The 16,949-nt window shown below is 69.2% G+C and carries 17 protein-coding genes and 1 pseudogene; 7 read left to right on the forward strand and 11 right to left on the reverse strand.

The window, feature by feature from the left end; all coding sequences use genetic code 11:
• A pseudogene (locus tag GTZ93_RS43110) lies at positions 1-657 on the forward strand (FadR/GntR family transcriptional regulator); the annotation flags it as partial.
• 69 nt (positions 658-726) lie between these two features.
• On the opposite strand, the gene GTZ93_RS38085 reads toward GTZ93_RS43110, so the two are convergent.
• The 6 genes from GTZ93_RS38085 to GTZ93_RS38110 form a co-directional block, all read right to left on the reverse strand.
• Entirely contained in the window at positions 727-1,887 is a 1,161-nt protein-coding gene (locus GTZ93_RS38085) for a spore photoproduct lyase family protein (RefSeq protein ID WP_161663306.1), read from the reverse strand.
• Positions 1,888-1,942: 55 nt separating this feature from the next.
• Entirely contained in the window at positions 1,943-3,709 is a 1,767-nt protein-coding gene (locus GTZ93_RS38090) for a glycoside hydrolase family 88 protein (RefSeq protein WP_139923352.1), read from the reverse strand.
• Between the two features lie 115 nt (positions 3,710-3,824).
• Positions 3,825-4,943, reverse strand: a complete 1,119-nt coding sequence (locus tag GTZ93_RS38095; protein WP_139923350.1) for an aldo/keto reductase — start codon at positions 4,941-4,943, stop codon at positions 3,825-3,827.
• Positions 4,944-5,045: 102 nt separating this feature from the next.
• The gene (locus tag GTZ93_RS38100; RefSeq protein WP_120578810.1) at positions 5,046-5,630 is read right to left on the reverse strand and encodes a TetR/AcrR family transcriptional regulator; all 585 of its coding nucleotides are present in this window, start codon (positions 5,628-5,630) and stop codon (positions 5,046-5,048) included.
• Between the two features lie 62 nt (positions 5,631-5,692).
• The gene (locus GTZ93_RS38105; RefSeq protein WP_139923348.1) at positions 5,693-7,489 is read right to left on the reverse strand and encodes an amidase; all 1,797 of its coding nucleotides are present in this window, start codon (positions 7,487-7,489) and stop codon (positions 5,693-5,695) included.
• Positions 7,490-7,536: 47 nt separating this feature from the next.
• Positions 7,537-8,256: a sterol desaturase family protein gene (locus GTZ93_RS38110; RefSeq protein WP_121755484.1), complete on the reverse strand. Its 720-nt coding sequence runs from the start codon at positions 8,254-8,256 to the stop codon at positions 7,537-7,539.
• Positions 8,257-8,386: 130 nt separating this feature from the next.
• On the opposite strand from GTZ93_RS38110, the gene GTZ93_RS38115 reads away from it, so the two are divergent.
• The gene (locus GTZ93_RS38115; RefSeq protein ID WP_120578807.1) at positions 8,387-9,238 is read left to right on the forward strand and encodes a hypothetical protein; all 852 of its coding nucleotides are present in this window, start codon (positions 8,387-8,389) and stop codon (positions 9,236-9,238) included.
• A 15-nt stretch (positions 9,239-9,253) separates the two neighbouring features.
• On the opposite strand, the gene GTZ93_RS38120 is transcribed toward GTZ93_RS38115, so the two are convergent.
• From GTZ93_RS38120 to GTZ93_RS38140, 5 genes are all read right to left on the reverse strand, one after another.
• A complete protein-coding gene (locus GTZ93_RS38120) occupies positions 9,254-9,733 on the reverse strand; it encodes a DUF4126 family protein (protein ID WP_139915846.1) in 480 nt (159 codons plus the stop codon).
• Between the two features lie 83 nt (positions 9,734-9,816).
• A complete protein-coding gene (locus tag GTZ93_RS38125; protein ID WP_139915845.1) occupies positions 9,817-10,614 on the reverse strand; it encodes a hypothetical protein in 798 nt (265 codons plus the stop codon).
• A gap of 9 nt (positions 10,615-10,623) precedes the next feature.
• Positions 10,624-11,076, reverse strand: a complete 453-nt coding sequence (locus GTZ93_RS38130; protein ID WP_139915844.1) for a type II toxin-antitoxin system RatA family toxin — start codon at positions 11,074-11,076, stop codon at positions 10,624-10,626.
• Entirely contained in the window at positions 11,073-11,513 is a 441-nt protein-coding gene (locus GTZ93_RS38135; protein ID WP_120578803.1) for a group II truncated hemoglobin, read from the reverse strand. The genes GTZ93_RS38130 and GTZ93_RS38135 overlap by 4 nt, the downstream gene beginning before the upstream one ends.
• A 7-nt stretch (positions 11,514-11,520) precedes the next feature.
• Positions 11,521-12,405, reverse strand: a complete 885-nt coding sequence (locus GTZ93_RS38140; RefSeq protein WP_120595459.1) for a 5'-3' exonuclease — start codon at positions 12,403-12,405, stop codon at positions 11,521-11,523.
• 221 nt (positions 12,406-12,626) lie between these two features.
• Here GTZ93_RS38140 and GTZ93_RS38145 point away from each other — a divergent pair, with 221 nt between their 5' ends.
• The 5 genes from GTZ93_RS38145 (at position 12,627) to GTZ93_RS38165 (ending at position 16,944) form a co-directional block, all read left to right on the forward strand.
• A complete protein-coding gene (locus GTZ93_RS38145; protein ID WP_120578801.1) occupies positions 12,627-12,989 on the forward strand; it encodes a DUF4398 domain-containing protein in 363 nt (120 codons plus the stop codon).
• A gap of 33 nt (positions 12,990-13,022) precedes the next feature.
• Positions 13,023-14,252, forward strand: a complete 1,230-nt coding sequence (locus tag GTZ93_RS38150; protein WP_139915843.1) for an OmpA family protein — start codon at positions 13,023-13,025, stop codon at positions 14,250-14,252.
• 124 nt (positions 14,253-14,376) lie between these two features.
• Positions 14,377-14,970 (forward strand): GNAT family N-acetyltransferase, encoded by a 594-nt coding sequence (locus tag GTZ93_RS38155; protein WP_139915848.1) that lies wholly within the window; start codon positions 14,377-14,379, stop codon positions 14,968-14,970.
• 161 nt (positions 14,971-15,131) lie between these two features.
• Entirely contained in the window at positions 15,132-16,214 is a 1,083-nt protein-coding gene (locus GTZ93_RS38160; protein WP_257978994.1) for a hypothetical protein, read from the forward strand.
• Positions 16,177-16,944, forward strand: a complete 768-nt coding sequence (locus tag GTZ93_RS38165) for a hypothetical protein (protein WP_139915841.1) — start codon at positions 16,177-16,179, stop codon at positions 16,942-16,944. The genes GTZ93_RS38160 and GTZ93_RS38165 overlap by 38 nt, the downstream gene beginning before the upstream one ends.
• Positions 16,945-16,949 lie beyond the last annotated feature (5 nt).

Here is a 16,949-nt window from a genome sequence, read left to right on the forward strand (position 1 = left end):
GCGCTGCGCGAGTGGGCCTTCCGCGCGATGGCAATCCTGCACGAGCGCGACGTGCAGGCACTTCAGCATGAGCTGCCAGCGCTGCTAAAGGCGCGCGATGAGCGCGTGCTGAATGCCTTCGCTCCGGTCCCCATGACGCCTGCGTCCCCCGAGGCCCCGCGCGCCCAGGAGGAGCCCCTCGGCGCCACCGTGCAGGACAAGGCACCCGCGGCGCATCCCTGCGTGGAGGAGCATGGCATTGGCCGCAGCGAATCAGCCGCCGAGCAGGATGAGTCGCTGGAGGTCCCCCCGCCCTACTTGGGCGCCCCTGAGCACCTTGAACAAGACGGCAAGGACACCGAGGCGCTCGCGGTTCCAGCCGGCCCCCAGGTGGCGGCTCTTGCCGTGAAGCCGGACAACAGGTCGCCGCCGTCTCCTACCCCCTTGATGTTCGCCCCGTGCGAGCTCGACTTGGCGTGCGCCGACGAGGACATGACGGACGCTTCGTCACCGGAAGAGGGCATCCAGTCCGAGCCTCCACACTCCGACCGTTGTGAGCAGACACGCGTGACGGCGCATACGGTGAGCGGACCACTTCATGCCATCCAGGGTCTCCTGATCCGGTGGGCTGCGCGCCTCTGGCGCTTGCCCATTCCAGGATCTTCACCTGGTTCGTGACTGGCGACAGCCCGGCGTGTCCGCACACCCTCCGCTGACGGGTAGCGACCGCGCTTCTGGGCAACCTGCCTAGAAGGCGTACCGCACGCGGCAGTACGGCAGGTGCTTCGCGAGCAGCGCTTCGAACTCCGCCACGTGGCGCCCCTTGAAGCCGGTGCGATAGCGCACGTTGACGCCGCCGCCCTGGGACACCTTCGTCTCCTGGATTTCGGGCCGCCACAGCAGCTCCTCCGCCTTCGGGTGCCAGCGCAGGTTCACCTCGTGCAGGCCCGCGTTGTGCGTGAGGAAGATGATTTCACACGCGAGCTGCTGCTTCGCCCGTTCCCCAATGCCGGCGTCCACCTGCTGGAACAGCTCCACGTATGCGTCCTGCCAACCCTCGTGGAGGACGACGGGGGAGAAGTTGAGGTGCACCTCGTAGCCAGCGGCCACGAAGTCGTCGATGGCGGCGATGCGCTCCGCGATGGGACTGGTGCGCACGTCCAACAGCTTCGCCGGCGCGTGCGGCATCAGGCTGAAGCGGATGCGCGTCCTGCCCTTCGGCGCGTAGGTGAGCAGCTCGCGGTTGACCAGCTTGGTGGCGAAGCTGGCCTTGGCGTTGGGCAGCGTGGTGAACAGCCGCACCAGGTCCCGCACATTGTCGCTGATGGCAGCGTCCGCAGAGCAGTCGCTGTTGCACCCGATGTCGTAGACCCACGCGTGCGGATCCACCGGGTTGGGCTCCAGCTTGGGCCCGCGCTTGTGCGCGTGCTTGCGGATGGCCTCCTGGATGCGGTCGATGTTCACGAACACCGTCACCGGGTTCGCGTAGCCCTTGTTGCGCGGCACGTAGCAGTACGCGCACGCCATCACGCAGCCGTTCGCAGTGGAGGGCGCGATGAAGTCCGAGCTGCGGTCGTTGGCGATGAAGGACAGCGTCTTCTTCACGCCCAGCACCAGGGTGCTGCCCTTGATGCGATTCCAGGCCTCCACGTTGCCTTCGTTGCCGAAGAGGCCGGGGATGTGCTGGTGCGAGGCCACCTCCACCCGCTCCGCGTCCGGGTAGTGCTCGAGAATCTCCCGGCCGCGCGCATGCTCCCGCACAGCGGGTTCCAGGTAGATGCGCGACACCTTCAGCAGCCGGTCGAGCGGGCCGGGGCCCTTCAGGACGGCGGCCGGGCGCGGGGCGGGTTCGGGAGGAAGAGGTCCAGGTTCGTCACCCGGCGGATGTAACCGTGTTTCGTCTCCCATGCACCCGCGGTGGCCCACCCTGACGTCGGGCGGGCCACCAAGCAGGGGCCTGCTGTCAGCGCTCGGACGGAACCGCGCGGCCCGTGGAGGCGGGGGCCGGCGCGTCCAGTTGCTTCCATAGGGCTTCAGGCAGCGGGGGCCGTTTCTCCATCGCCGCCGCGACGCTCGCGGTGGGCGCGTAGACGCGGTGGTTGTTCACGCGGAAGTCGCTGTCTGTCACGGTCGAGATGACCGCGACGCGGCCCAAGTCGTCGATGGGCGGCCCGTCCGCCCGGAACGCGGCCCGGTCCACGAGCAGCACCTCCGCGGCACCGGGCGGCGTCACCCAGACGGTGTAGCGCTTCGCGAGCAGGTCCACGTTCATGCGGAAGTGGTACGTCTGGTTGCGCACGTACGGCACCCGGCGGATCCACGAGTAGCCCGCGCCGTTGCGCACCTGGAAGATGCCGTCCTCACTCATGCGCAGCGCCATGTTCAGCCGGCTGAAGGCTGTCACCTCCGTGGAGCTGTCCGTCCAGCCCACCACGCCGCCGCCCAGATTGTCCGCCAGCGGGGTGAGGTCGAACTCCACGATGCGCGTGCCCGTGTTGGTGGTGCCCAGCAGGTGCTGGCTCCGCGGCAGGTCCAGCTTCGAGTACCAGGGGTAGTTGGGGCGCGGGTTGAAGCGCAGCAGCGCCTCCAGGAAGTAGTAGTCGCCGTAGATGAGGCTGACGTTGATCTCCTGCCCCGCCGGGTAGTTACCCACGCCGTGCAGCAGCAGGCCCGGGCTGTTGGTGCCCTGCGCCAGGTACGCGGGCGACGCCAGCGAGTCGAGCATGGCCAGCGCGGCGTTGCGGTAGGTGGTGCGCCGCGTGGCGTCCGTCTCCAGGGTGCTCAGCTCCAGCAGGGCGGACGCGACGGCGGCCGCGGCGGAGGAGTCCTTGGACTGGCTGGGCGCGTTGAAGTCCCAGTTGGGCACGCGGTCCGCGGGCAGGTTCGCCAGGTAGTAGTCCGTCACCCTGCGGGCCGCCGTGAGGAAGCGAGCGTCCTGCGTGTAGCGGTACACCATCGTGTAGCCGTAGATGAGCCACGCCTGCCCGCGCGCCCAGGTGGAGCTGGCGGAGTAGCCCTGGAAGGTGCCTCGCGAACGGATGGTGCCGTTGTTGTTGTAGTCCACGTAGTGGAACGAGCTGCCATTGGGGCGCACCGCGTCCTGGAGCGTCCGGAGCGCGTGGTTCACCGCCATGGTGCGCCAGATGGCGGGACCGCCGTTCTGGGCGCCCCAGAGCAGCAGCTCGATGTCCATCATCGTGTCGGTGACGAGCGGGATGTTCCAGGCCGAGTTCCAATCACAACAATCGATGATGCCGACGGTGCTGTTGTAGCGCGTGGCCAGCGACGCGGCGGAGGTAAGCAGCACGTCGCGATAGTAGGGATTGCCAGTGAGCCGCCACGCATTGCCATAGCTGTTGTACATCTTGAAGCCCAGGTCGTGCGTCTCCGTGTTGGTCTTCTGGACCTCCAGGGGGCGCGTCCACATGTCCGCGCGGTCACGCCAGTAGGGCTCGTTGGCGACCTGGAACATGAACCACATGCTCCCGGGGAAGAAGCCCTGCGTCCACGCGACCTTGTCCGTGTTGGCCACCGTGGTCCACGTCCCGTTGGACAGGGATGCCTTGGGTGAGCGGTTCACGCTGGGCATCTCCAGCACGGTGTCCGCGAGCTGCGAGCGGGCGAACGTGAACACGCGCACCGCGTCCGCGTCCGTGAAGGCATTCGCCACCGGCGCCACCAGCAACGCCAACATCCACCACGGCTTCACTCCCGGCTTTGGCAATCCCATACACCCTCCCCTGTCTGACCGGCGCGGAAGGTGTCGGTGTGCCACCCCGGGGACCAGCGGCCCCGGGGTCTCAAGCGGCCGCTCCCCCCGCCCTGACGGAGGGATGGGGTGTGCCCTACCCGACCCGGGGCGCGGCTCCGGTGAACACGGGCGGCGAGTAGCCCGCGGGCTTGTCCCCTACCGCGGCGTTGCCGTGCAGGTTCAGCTGGTAGGGATTGGAGAACATGCCGTGGGGGAACGGCACGGGCGGCGCGCTGGCCTCGTCCAGCTGGCGGCGCAGCTCGGCGGGGATGCTGAAGTCGAGCGCGGCGAGGTTGCCGTCCAGCTGCTTCGGGTTCGTGGCGCCGATGATGACCGAGCCCACCCCGGGCTGCGTGGCCACCCAGTTCAGCGCCACCTGGGACATGTCCCGGCCCAGCGCCTTGGACACCTGCTCCAGCGCGGAGACGATGCGCCAGTTGCGTTCCGTGAACAGGCCCAGCTGGTTGCCGCCCACCGCGGAGTTGAGGCGGCCCTCGCCATGGGCGCCGGCCTCGCTCGGCCGGTATTTGCCGGAGAGCAGGCCCGCACCCAGCGGGCTCCAGGTGGTGATGCCCATGCCCAGCGTCTGGGCCAGCGGCACGTATTCGTGCTCCAGGCTGCGCTCCACCAGCGAGTACTGGAGTTGCAGGTTGATGAGCGGCGTGAGCGCGTGCGCCTCCGCCCAGGTCTGCGCGCGCGCCGCGTACCAGGACGGCACGTCGGACAGGCCCGCGTAGCGGATCTTCCCCGCGCGCACGAGGTCATCGAACGTGCGGACCACCTCCTCCGCCGGGGTGAGGCGGTCCCAGGTGTGCAGCAGGAACAGGTCGATGTAGTCCGTGCGCAGCCGCTTCAGTGAAGCCTCCACCGCGCGCAGCATGTTCTTGCGGCTGTTACCGCCCGCGTTCGGGTCGCCCGGGCGGGTGGCGTTGTACGTGTACTTGGTGGCGACGACGACGCGGTCCCGGTCGCCACGCTCCTCCAGGAACTTCCCGATGAGCGTCTCACTGCTGCCGTGCGTGTAGAGGTCGGCGGTGTCCACGAAGTTGCCGCCCGCATCCAGGTAGCGGTTGAACAGCGTCCGGGACACGTCCTCCGTGGAGCCCCAGGGACCGCCATAGGTCCCCTCCTTCCCGAACGTCATCGTGCCCAGCGACAGCGGGCTGACGCGCAGCCCCGAACGGCCCAGCAGGTAGTAGCGATCCATCGACATGGTGTGACTCCCTTCCAGCGGCTTATTTGGACTGATCAATCCAGATACAGACATGCGAAGACGGCGCGGGGGCTTCCCGCGACGGAAGAACAGCGGGGTGGGCTACTGGGCCCTGAGGCCCGCCATCGCGAAGTCCACGACGTCGCGCAGGGCGTCTGGCGGGGTGCCAGCCTTGGCGCTCAGGCGCAGACCGCCGATGGTGGCCAGGAGGAAGCTGGCGGCGACGCCCGGGTCCACCCTGGGATTGAGCTCCCCCTTGCGCTGGGCATCCTTCACGACGCGCTCCAGCGCGCCCTGGCCCAGGGCTCCGCCAGTCTTCAGCAGCGTGGCGACCTCCGCGTCCACGTGCGCGAGCTCCGCGGTGGCGTTCACGAAGAGGCAGCCCCGGGCGCGCACCTTCTGGGTGCCATTGGGGATGGAGAGGAGGTACTCGCGGATGGCGCCCAGGGGCGACGGATGGGAGCGCAGGCACTCCACCAGGTTGGCGCTGTACTCCGCCTGGTAGGCGCGCAGGGCCTCCAGGTAGAGGCCGTGCTTGTCCCCGAAGGTGTCGTACATGCTCTGCCGGCCAATGCCCATGGCGCGCAGCAGGTCGTCCGTGGAGGTGGCCTCATAGCCCTGCTCCCAGAAGACCTGCATCGCCCGGCGCACCGCCTCGTCCCGGTCGAACTCCTTCGTGCGTGCCATGCCCCCTACGTAATGATTCTGGACTGACCTGTCAAAAGAATCGGACCGGGGCTTTCTGCTGGCTAGAAGCCGGGCGGGCGCTCGGCGGCGACGCCGGAGGCCCGCTCCAAGGCGATGCCCACGCGGCCCAGGGTGCCCTCGTCGAAGAGCTGACCGATGAGCGTCACGCCGTGGGGGACGCGGCGCGGGGTGGCGAAGGTGGGCATGGGGCGCTTGGGGTCCGGTGCCCAGTCGCTGCGGGCCTTGGACACCTCCACGAAGCCGGTGCGCAGCGTGAGGGATGGGTGGCCCGTATGGTTGGTGATGGTGAGGGCTTCGTCGCGCAGCGAAGGCACGAGCAGCACGTCCACCTGAGACATGATGCGCGCCATCTCCTGGGCCACCTTGCGGCGCAGCCGGTCCGCCTGGACGAAGTCCACCGCGGACAGGAAGCGGGACTGGCGGAAGAGGTTGGGCCACGCGTCGGGCGTCTGCATCTTCAGCGCGTCCACGCCGTGGGTGAGCGTGAGCTCTTCGAAGGCGGCGGCGGCCTCCGCGAAGAGGATGACGTTGAGCGAGGAGTACGGCCAGTCGGGGAACTGCACCTCCACCGGCGTCAGGCCCAGCCCCTTGAGCGTCTCCAGCGCCGCGCGGTCCACGTCCGTGGCGGGGTTCTCCTTCATCCACGCGGGCACGTAGCCCACGCGCAGGCCCTTCACGGGCGCGTTCGCGTCGAAGTCCAGCTTCGCGGATACGCTCGCCACGTCGCCCGCGTCCGCGCCGTTGAGCGCGGCGAGCACCAGCAGCGAGTCCTCCACCCCGCGCGTCATGGGCCCCAGCTTGTCCAGCGACCAGCACAGCGTCATCGCGCCCGTGCGCGGCACGCGGCCGTAGGTGGGACGCAGACCGGTGATGCCGCAGCGCATGGACGGCGACACGATGCTGCCGCCCGTCTCACTGCCCAGGGAGAAGCCCACGAGCCCGGCCGCCGTCGCCGCGCCCGGCCCCGCGCTGCTTCCCGAGGAGCCCTCTTCCGGCAGCCACGGGTTCTTCGTCTCGCCGCCGAACCAGATGTCATTGAGCGCGAGCGCGCCCAGGCTGAGCTTCGCCACCAGCACGGCGCCCGCGCGGTGCAGCCGCTCCACCGCTGCGGCATCCGTGGTGGGGACGCGGTCTCGGAACGGCTCGGCGCCGTAGGTGGTGCGGATGCCCGCGGTGTCCACCAGGTCCTTCGCTCCCCAGGGGATGCCGTGCAGCGGGCCCTTGTAGCGGCCCGCCGCGATGTCCTTGTCCGCCTGCCGGGCCTGCTGGAGCGCCAGGTCCTCCGTCAGCGTGATGACGCACTGGAGCTTCGGGTCATGGCGCTTCAGTCGCGCCAAGTAGAGCTGCGTGAGCCGCTCCGACGTGATGGCTCGTGACTGCACCCAGCGCGACAGCTGCGTGAGCGGCGCGAAGGCGATGTCCTCTTCCTTCGCGGGCAGCGGCACCTTCGCGTCGCGGCTGCGCACGAAGCGCTCCTTCGCGGGCGCGGTGGGCTTGAGCCCCGGCAGCGACGGGTTCCACTGCGAGGCGGGCGACAGCGTGGGCTCCAGCTCCAACTTGCGCGGGCCGGTGCGGCGCTCGTGCAGCGGGGCCAGGGACACGCGCCAGTTGCCGGCGGCCTGGGTGCGCTCGGCGGGCGTGAGCTGCACCTGCATCAGCTTTTCGGCCTCCGCGAAGGTGGTGGGGCTCACCTCCGGCCCCACCGTGGGGCCCGCGCCGAAGGTGGGCGGCGCACCGGCCGGCGGGGCGGACGTGCCCGCATCCGGCGCCGCGGAGACAGCGGTGCTCGCGAGTCCAATCACGGTGTGGGTCAGGAACTGCCGACGCGAGCTGCTCATGGCGCGACCTCACGGATGAAGCGAAGGGGGCGCCAGTGTGCCACCGCCTACGAGCGATGCACGTCGCGGAAGGCGAGCATGGCGCTCAGTTGCTGTTCCTTCGCGTCATCGAACCCGCACGTGGCGTCCCACGTGGCCGGGTTCTCGTAGGTGCCGAACAACATGTCCCAGATGGGGAGGTCGCCGTAGTTGTTCTTGTGCTTGCCGTACTCGTGATGGATGCGGTGCATCTCCGGCCGCTGGAAGAACCAGCCCACCCAGCGCGGGGTGCGGATGTTGGTGTGGTAGAAGTATTCGCCCAGCGCGCAGCAGGCCGTGTAGATGGCGCCCGCCGCCGGGCTCAACCCCAGCACCGTGTAGACGAGCAGCCCGCCAATGAGGCTGTTCACCGTCATCTCCAGCGGGTGCTTGTAGAAGCTGGTGATGACCTCCAGCCGCTGCGGGCTGTGGTGGATTTGATGGAAGAACCGCCAGAGCACGTCGCTCTCGTGCCGGGCGCGGTGCCACCAGTAGAAGACGAACGTGGCGATGAGGTAGGCCAGCACGCCGCCCACCACCGGGTTCACATGCCGGGACAGGTGGAAGACCGAGTGCGCGGAGAACCACCGGTCCCAGGTGTAGCCGCCCAGCACCACCACGCCCACCTGCGCCAGGTTGATGAGCACCACCCGCAGGTGCCAGCCGCGCACGCGGGGCAACTTCCACCCCAGGGACAGCTGTTCAATGAGAAAGCAGAAACCGGCGATGAGGACGAGCCAGGGCAGCATGGAAATCCTTCCGTGACGACAGGCTGGCCCTGTCTACGAACGACGTGCCCGAATATGTCTTTCGACCTGGCGGACACTGTCACCTGGGAGGAATGGGACGGGAGGGACGGGGGCTGGCATCCTGCTGGCCATGGCTCGGAACAGCACCCTGACGGCGCGGTTGGGTTACATCGACACGCAGGCCACCTTCGTGCAGGCGGCGCTGCTGGCGGCGCACGGGGCGGGGGCTCGCGCGGGCGGCTTCCGCGTGTCGGACGTGCGCTTCTACTTCCTGCTGTTCACCAATTGGGTCGAGCACGACGTGACCCGGCCCTCGCAGGACATCGACCTGACGCAGGTGAGGCGGACGCTGGAGCGGCTGGTGCGCGGCGGCCACGCGGAGGCGAGCACCAGCGCGCCCGTGAAGGGGCTGCCCCGGGGCCGCCGGTACGTGCTCACCGGCGAAGGGCTGTGCTCGCTGGCGGAAGGGCTGGCCGGGAGGGAGCGCGCGCCGCTGGAGGAGGCGCTGTTCGTGGTCTGCTTCGCGGCGAGCTACCGCGACGCGGTGCTGTCGCGCGTGGAGGGTCGCGCCCGGGCGCTGTCCCCTGCTGTTCGAAGGCGAGTGGAGCGGGCGTTGGATCCGCTGCGGCTGGTGAAGGAGGCGCAGCGCACATCGGCGGCGGTGCTCGCGGACCTGGAGGAGCGGGTGGAGGCGGGCTTGCGTTACGAGGAGCAGTCACGCAAGGCCATGGCCCGCGCGGAGCCCGTGGCGGACGTGGTGCGCGCGCTGGAGGCGGCGGGTTCGTACCAACTGCACCGGGTGCGGCCGTTGGGCGAGGTGCTGCTCGCGCTGCCGGAGGACCTGCGCCAGTTCGAATTGACGGAGGGCATGGGCCTGCGCTCGCGGCTGCTCTTCGCGCCCCTGGCGGAGCGGGCGCGGGCGGAGCACGCGGTGCTGGCGCGGCTGGAGGCGCGGCTCACCCCCGGCAAGTCGCCGGGGTGAGCCACGGAGCGAGGCCTAACGCAGCGCCCGGGTGAGGCGCGAGCCCAGGGCCAGCGCGAGGCCATCCTCGACCAGGCCCGCGGCCACGTTCGGCACGCGCAGCTTCTGCGTCAGGAGACGGCGGAAGCCATAGAAGACATAGCTGGAGGCGATGGCGGCTGCGGCGCCGACGAGTGCGAAGCCAAGCTTCGCTCCCTTGCGCTTGCGTGACACCGCGGCGCCGGTGATGGCCCCGGAGAGGATGCGGCCTGTCAGGACCGGCAAGGCGGTGCGCGCTGGCGTCTTGGGGCTCTTGTCCCCCACCAGCTCGCCGAGCGCCAGGAGGCCCAGGCGCTGCGACACCTTCCTGGACGTGAGGCCCGGAAGGGCACGCTTCAACGCGCGCGTCGGCTTGCGCGACAGCTCACGCGCGAGGAACGCGGGCGCCGTCATGCTGCGCATCCCGGCGAGGACGCCGAAGCCCGCCGCCGTCCAGAGTTCGTTGTTCGTTCGCATGGGTCCCAACCCCCAATCCGGGTGGTGAAAACTGGAGGATGGGGGCGCATCGCCCGTCCGGCCACCGCCGGGCGAGCGGGCACTCAAGCGGACGGCGGCGCGGACGGCTTGGGCACGCGCAACATCCAACCCGCGAGCAGCGCGCCCAGCGCGGCCACCAGCGTTCCGCAGTTCTCATACACATGCCTGGGGAGCACGCCCACCATGAGGCCCAACACGCCCAGCCCCAGGAAACCGCGCCGGGCCAGGGTGCGTTCCCATGCCTTCGTCGCGAAGGCGGTGGAGAAGAAATAGAGGACCGCGGAGCCAACGACCTGCACCCAGGGCACCAGGGAGCGCACGGGCCGCCACGCCACCATCTCCAGCCTGTCGAAGAAGCCGACCCCGCCTCCTGGGAGCGCCAGGCCGGATTCTCCCGCCAGTTGCTCAGCGGTGGCCCCGAACATGTGCCGCATGTCATCCGCCAGGAAGAAGTAGACGGCTTGAATCAGGGTCGCCACGACCAGCACCGTGAGGATCCAGCCCTTGGGCGCGGGCGGCACGGACGGCTCGGTGTGCTTGCGGAGCGCCTCCAGGTGCTCCGGGGCGACCTCCAGCGGGTGCGGATAGGACATGGCCAGCAATGCCTGCGTCGCGGCGGCGCTGACGGGCGTGCCCTGTTCGTCCACCAGCTGTTTCACGCCCTCCTTCGCCAACAGCGCGTGCAACGCGGGCGCGAGCGTCGACGGGTCCTCTGTCTGGACCCACCGGGCGATGATGGCGTTGAGGTACCCGGCCTTCAGGGCGCGCGATGAGCCCGAGGCCCTCGCCGCCTCCTCGAACAGCGGCTCCAGCTCATGGACAGCTGGGGTGGCGTGGGACGGCTGTAGCTGCGTGCTCATCCCGCGAGTCTATGCCGTGCCGGGGACACCTGCGTCCAACCGTCGCTTCAGGTCGCGCAGCCGTCCCCGGACCTCACGGGTCAGGGTCCACTTCAGGAGCGGCGTGAGCCAGCCGAAGGGGCGCCGCAATTCAAAGGCATACGTGAAGGTGACGCGCGTGACGCCGGGAGCCTCTTCATCGAAGCGCCACGAGCCCGCGAAGCTTTCGAACAGGCGCGGGCCCCGCGTCATCTTCACCGCCGTGACGGCGGGCGGCTGGAAGGACACGTACTGCGTCTCCATCCCCAGCCCGTGCCACGACACGCACCAGGCCTTCACGCCCGGCCCGGCTTCCGTCGCGCCGTCCATCAGCACCGCCTCGCGCAGGAACGTGTCCCAGACGAGCCGCTGCCCGTAGTCCTGCGTGTACGCGAAGACGCGCTCGCGCGGACAGGTGATGCGGATGGACTCGGTGAACCTCATCCTTCCGTGTTGCGGAGGAAGTCCGCCACCTGGGCGAAGCGGTCATCCAGGAAGCTTCGCAAGCCGCCGGTGATGCCCTGTTTGTCCATGGCCTTCTGCATGCAGCGCAGCCACGCGTCCCGCATCGCCGTGTCCACCGGCAGGTGTCCGTGGCGCATGCGCAGCCGGGGGTGGCCGTGCGTCGCGCTGTAGTGCTGCGGCCCGCCCAGCCAGCCCACCAGGAACATGCCGAAGCGCTGACGCGTGCCGCGGTTCACCTTGCCCTCGGCGTCCAGCTCGTGGATGGCAGCGAGCGCGGGCTCCTCCGCGTCCATCACGTCGTAGAAGGCCTCCGCCAGCGCGTGGACGGGCGCCTCGCCGCCCATGCGGGTGAAGGGGGTGTCGTCCAGCGTGGGGACCCAGCCGTCCGACGGCGGGGGCTTCAATTCCATGCTCATGGCTTCCTCATGCCGCCCAGCGCTTCGGCCGGCGCTGGAGGCTCTTCAATCCCAATCCTTCACAGAACGCCTTGAAGCGCGCTTCCGGAACGCCCTTCCACTCCATGTCCGCGAGCGACTTCGTGCCCGGCAGCGGCGCGTCCTCCACCAGCGTGGCCAGCGTGCGGTACAGCCGCGCGTCCTCGCGGTGCGCCTTCAGCGTCGCCGCCAGCTTGTCCGCGCCCCGCACCTTCACCGTCCACTCCGCCGCGTTGTCCGGGATGGACTCCAGATGTCCATACGCCTGGAGCACCGCCGCCGCGCCCTTCGCCCCGAAGCCCGCCAGCCCCGGGATGCCGTCCGCGTCGTCGCCCATCAACGCCAGCAGGTCCGGGACGCTCTCCGGCGCCACGCCCAGCTTCGCCTTCACCCCGTCCGCGTCCACCACCTTCTGCTGCCGCCGGTCCACCTGCACCACGCGCTGGCCGCGCACGCACTGGCCCAGGTCCTTGTCCGGCGTGAGCAGCCGCACCTGTTCCACCTCGCCCGCCCAGCGCGCCGCCCCGGTGGCCAGCGCGTCGTCCGCCTCCTGGTCCTTCATGGACCAGACGCGCACGCCCAGCGCCGCCACGGCTTCCTCCACCAGATCGAACTGCGCGCGCAGCTCCGGCGGCACGCCCTCGTCACCCTTGTAACCGTCGAACAGCGCGTTGCGGAACGAGCGGATGGGGTTGTCGAACGCGACCGCGACGTGCGTCACGGCCTCCTGCTCGTCGTGCAGGAGGGCGAGCAGGGAGTCCATCACACCGGCCGTGGCCTTCACGTCACGCCCGTCCGGCGCGGTGGTGCCCGGCCGGGGCGAGAAGTGGGCCCGGTACAGCTCATACGTGCCGTCCACGAGGTGCAGGCGCATGTTCCCCCTCTAGCGTCCCTCCCGCCGCACGGCCAGCAGCCCGTGCATGCCGTGGCCTGTGCGCCTCGTTCCCTACACGACGCCTGTCAACCCCCTTGGCCAGCGTGCCTGGTGGGAACAGGTCGCCGATGCCGACTGGCCGGGCACCCCCCATTTTCCAAACCAACTCCCTCTGGGCCGCGCCGGAGCGTCCCAGCATTTCCACCGGCATGAGGTGATCCATGCGCCCGAAGCTGTTCGCCGCCGCCCTGCTCTCCATCGCGGCCCTTGGCTGTGCAGGCAAGCAGGTGATTGCGACATCCACCCATCAGCAGCGCGTGCAGGCGGAAGCCGCGCTCCGCTCGGCGGAGAACTCCCAGGCGCCGAACGTGCCCGAGGCCGCCCGGCATCTGGAGTTCGCGCGTCAGCAGATCGCCGACGGTGAGCGGCTGATTCAGGAGGGTGAGCAGGATGCCGCGGAGCTGCGGTTCCGTCAGGCGGCCGCGGACGCGGATCTGGCGTCAGCGCTGGCCCGCGCGGTGCCGCTGAAGAACGAGGCGCGGCGGGCTTCCGAGCAGGCCGAGTCCCTGCGCAGCGGTCAGTGAGTCCCCTACCTCTAGCCTTGTGAGGAGCGAGTCATGCAGCGTTGGAAATTTGGTTGGTTGGCGGTCGCGGGAGTCACAGCGCTCTCGGTGGGGTGTGCGCACGGTCCTCCGCCCAGTGAATTGACCGCGGCGCGCCAGGCGTACCGCGACGTGTCCACGAGCCCCGAGGGCCGCGAGCGCCCCGCGGACGTGGCGGCGGCGCGGGCGGCCCTGCAGGAGGCGGAGAACGAGTACGCGGAGAGCAAGGGCTCGGTGAAGACGCGCTCGCTGGCGTACGTGGCCCTGCGCAAGGCGGAGATCGCCGATGCGCGCGGCGAGGCGGACCTGGCCGCGCAGCAGCGGGCCCAGGCGGAACAGTCCCTGCGTGAGCAGCAGGAAGCGCGCGCGAAGAACCTCACGCGTCAGCAGGAGGAGGACCGCGCGAGGTACGAAGCCCAGCGTCAGCAGTATGAGCAGCAGCGCCAGCAGTACGATGCACAGCGCGCGCAGGAGGCCGAGCGGCTGCGCACGGCGGACGCGCAGCAGCGTCAGCAACTGGAAGCGGAGATGCAGCGGCGCACGGAGCAGCAGCAAGCCGAAGCGCAGCGACTGGCCGAGCTGAACCAGCAGCTCCAGCAGCGCACGCAGGAGTTGGAGCAGGAACGACAGGCTCGGCTCCAGGCGGAGCAGCGCGCGTCGCAGGCGCTGACGCGGCTGCAGGATGAGAACGTGAAGGTGCGGGAAGAGGCGCGCGGCACGGTGGTGACGTTGTCGGGCAGCGTGCTGTTCGCGACGAACGCGACGGAGCTGTTGCCAGCGGCGCGCGACCGGCTGTCGGAGGTGGCGACGGCGCTGAAGGAGGCGAAGAATCCGTTGCTCATCGAAGGCCACACGGACTCGCGAGGCGCGGAGGACTACAACGACCAGCTGTCGGAGCGCCGTGCGGAGAGCGTGAGGAACTTCCTGGTGAACCAGGGCGTCCCGCAGGATCGCATCCAGGTCCGAGGCATGGGTGAGAACCGGCCGGTGGCGTCGAACAGCACGGCGGAGGGCCGCGCCAACAACCGCCGCGTGGAGATCGTGGTGGAGCGCAACGTGGCCGGTGCGCAGCCATCGCGCAGTGGAGGCGTGGGCGGCAGTGGAGCGCAGCAGCCTGAGCAGGGCCCGGATGCGAAGCCGCACGGCGCGGGCGTTGACCACCAGAGCCCGCAGCCCGAGCAGGGCACGGGAGGCGGCGGGGCGCAGCAGCAGGTGCCCCAGCAGCCCCTGGACCACGGCGAGTAACGCACGCCAGTGCTCCCTGAGCATGAAGGTCCTCACTCCATGCGGGTGGGGACCTTTTTCTTCATCCGCGCTTCATGCGCGCACGTCCCGTAGGAGCGCGTTACCCTTGAAGTCCGGCACCGCCATGATCGACAAGTCGCCAGTCCTGCTCACCACCGAGCGCCTGCACCTGATGCTGCTGCCGCCAGACTCGGCGGAGCGGGTGCTCGCGTACCACGTGGCCAACAAGGACCACCTGGGCCCGGTGTCCCCGGCGCGCCCGGGGACATTCTTCTCTGGGGCTTACTGGCGGACGCGGCTGGCTCAGGACCGCGAGGACTTCCGCCACGACCTGTCCCTGCGCGTCTTCATCCTCCCCAAGGGCCAGCCCCTCGCGCTCGCACCCGTCATCGGCAACGCCACGCTCGCCCACATCCGCCGGGGACCGCTCCAGGCCGCGGACCTGGGCTACGGCCTGGATCACCGCCACGAGGGCAAGGGCCTCATGACCGAAGCCCTCCGCGCCTTCTGCGATTTCGCCTTCAGCGCCATGGGCCTGCACCGGCTCCAGGCCAACCACCTGCCGGAGAACCTGCGCAGCGCCGCCGTCCTCCGCCGCCTCGGCTTCATCCCCGAGGGCTACGCCCGCGACTTCCTCCTCATCAACGGCAAGTGGCGAGACCACGTGCTCAATTCTCTCGTGGCCCCCGCCGAGCCCGGCCTCCGCGGCGGTCCCTGATCTTCCACCAATTTTGTCGATATTGACGATATGGAGCCTTAAAAGGCTCCTATTTGGGGTTTAAACGCCAATATCGACAAAATTGAATGAGACCCGGGCCTTCCCATCTCCGTGACGAGTTCTGGCGGAATCCGCCGCCGCTGCCTCGTGGAGTCAAGCTGGTGCAGCAGGAAGCAGTCGTGGTGCCCCGAGTGGGCCCACGGGGGGAATCCCTCTACGACCTCGTGGAAATCCAGCTCCCGGAGAGCCGTGTTCCCGTGTTGTTGGGGTATCGCGCCCCTCTCTTCCCGGCGGATGTGCTGAGCCAACGCGAGAAGCTGTTCGCCCTGCGCGATCAGCTTCAACGCAGGGACGCGGATCCGCGCTCGCTGCCCGCCTTCCGACTCCCGATGCTCGTCACGGACTCGGCCTCCGCCAACGTCATCGACCTCTGCGAGCGCGAGGAACTGGGCTTGATCGACATGCGCGGAACGTTCTTCCTGCGCACGGGCAGCACCTTCATCCGGGTGCAGGGACATCGGCCCCTGGAGCGCACGCCTCGCGAGCCCTTGTTCCATGGAAAGGGGTGCCGGCTCGTGCGCGTCCTGCTCCAGTCCCCCGACCAGCGCTGGACCATTCGTGCGCTCTCCGAGCAGACCCAGACGAGCTACTCCTATGCGCACGGGGTCACGACGAGACTCTTGAAGGAAGGCTTCGTCGAAGGAGGCCGCAGCACCGGCTTCCGGCTTCGGGATCCGGCGTCCCTGCTGAGGGCATGGCTGACGAGCGACAAGCCGACAGCCGTCACCCGGGAAGGATTCAACGCGCCATCCACGACCCCGGACCTGCTCAACAAGGCGCATGCCTTGCTGACCTCCCAGGGCATCCGCTCGACCTTCACGCTGGCGAGCGCCCTGCGCCCCGACGAACGGTCCGTCTCCGGCATCCCCCACGGCATCTATCTTTCGGGATCCCTTGAGCCAGCCGTCTCAGCCTTCGGACTGCGCAGGATGACCCCGCACAACTTCTTCGTGCTTCGCCCGGAGCCAGCCGCCGAAACCGACGCGGGCGGCATCTACCATGCACAGCGACTGCTACCGCACGGTCCAGCAGTCGCGCTGCCCCAGCTGGCTGTGGACTTCCACCAAAGCGGCGGCAGGGGAACCGAACAGGCGGAGGAGTTGGTGCGGCGCTTCGCACGGACCCTCCCTCTTTCGGATGAGCCTCATGACGGACGAAGAGCAGTTCGACGAGGTCCTCGGTGAGTTGAGCGAGCTGATGCTCGACCTGGGGGACCTCTCCAGCCGCATCATGCTCATTGGCGGGCAGGTCCTCGCGTTGGAGTCCAGGCAGCGCGGTGGAACCGGGGTCATCTCCATCGAGACCGATACCGGCATCGTGGTCGAGCGAGGCTTCTCCTACGAGCCGGATCTGCTGTTCGACCTGGACGGCGCGGACTTCATGGCCGAGCGCCTTCCCGAAGTCCTCAGGCAGAGGGGATACGCAAGAACCCGGGAGTTCCGCTGGTCGAAGACCTTGCCCGGTGGGCAGATGGACGTGGACCTCTTCGCGCCCAAGGACGTCGACCCCAACGAGCTGCCCACCGGAATGACGCCCTTGCCGGACGCACGGCTGGCACTCCGCCGCGGTCACGCCGTGGTCCTGGTCACAGGAAGGCCGCTGCGGATCCTGCTGCCGGATGCCACGGGGTTCCTGACGATGAAAGAACGCGCCAAGCGTGAGCTGCGACCTGACAAGACCAAGGACAGCTTCGACATGTTCGCCTACGTCAAGCTGGTGGGCCCTCAGTCCGTGCGTGCTTCCCTGCTGCAGGCAGGTGAAGCAGGGCGGGCGCTCCGAGACAGGTTGCTCACGCTCTTCTGGAACACGGAAGCACCAGGCCCGCGCGACGTCATCCGCTACGCCGCGAGCCTCGATGCAGACGAGCAGGCCCTGCTGGCCCAGGCGGCGGTCGACCTGTTCGCGGAACTCTGAGCCCC

Source organism: Corallococcus exiguus (assembly GCF_009909105.1).
Classification (GTDB): Bacteria; Myxococcota; Myxococcia; order Myxococcales; family Myxococcaceae; genus Corallococcus; species Corallococcus exiguus.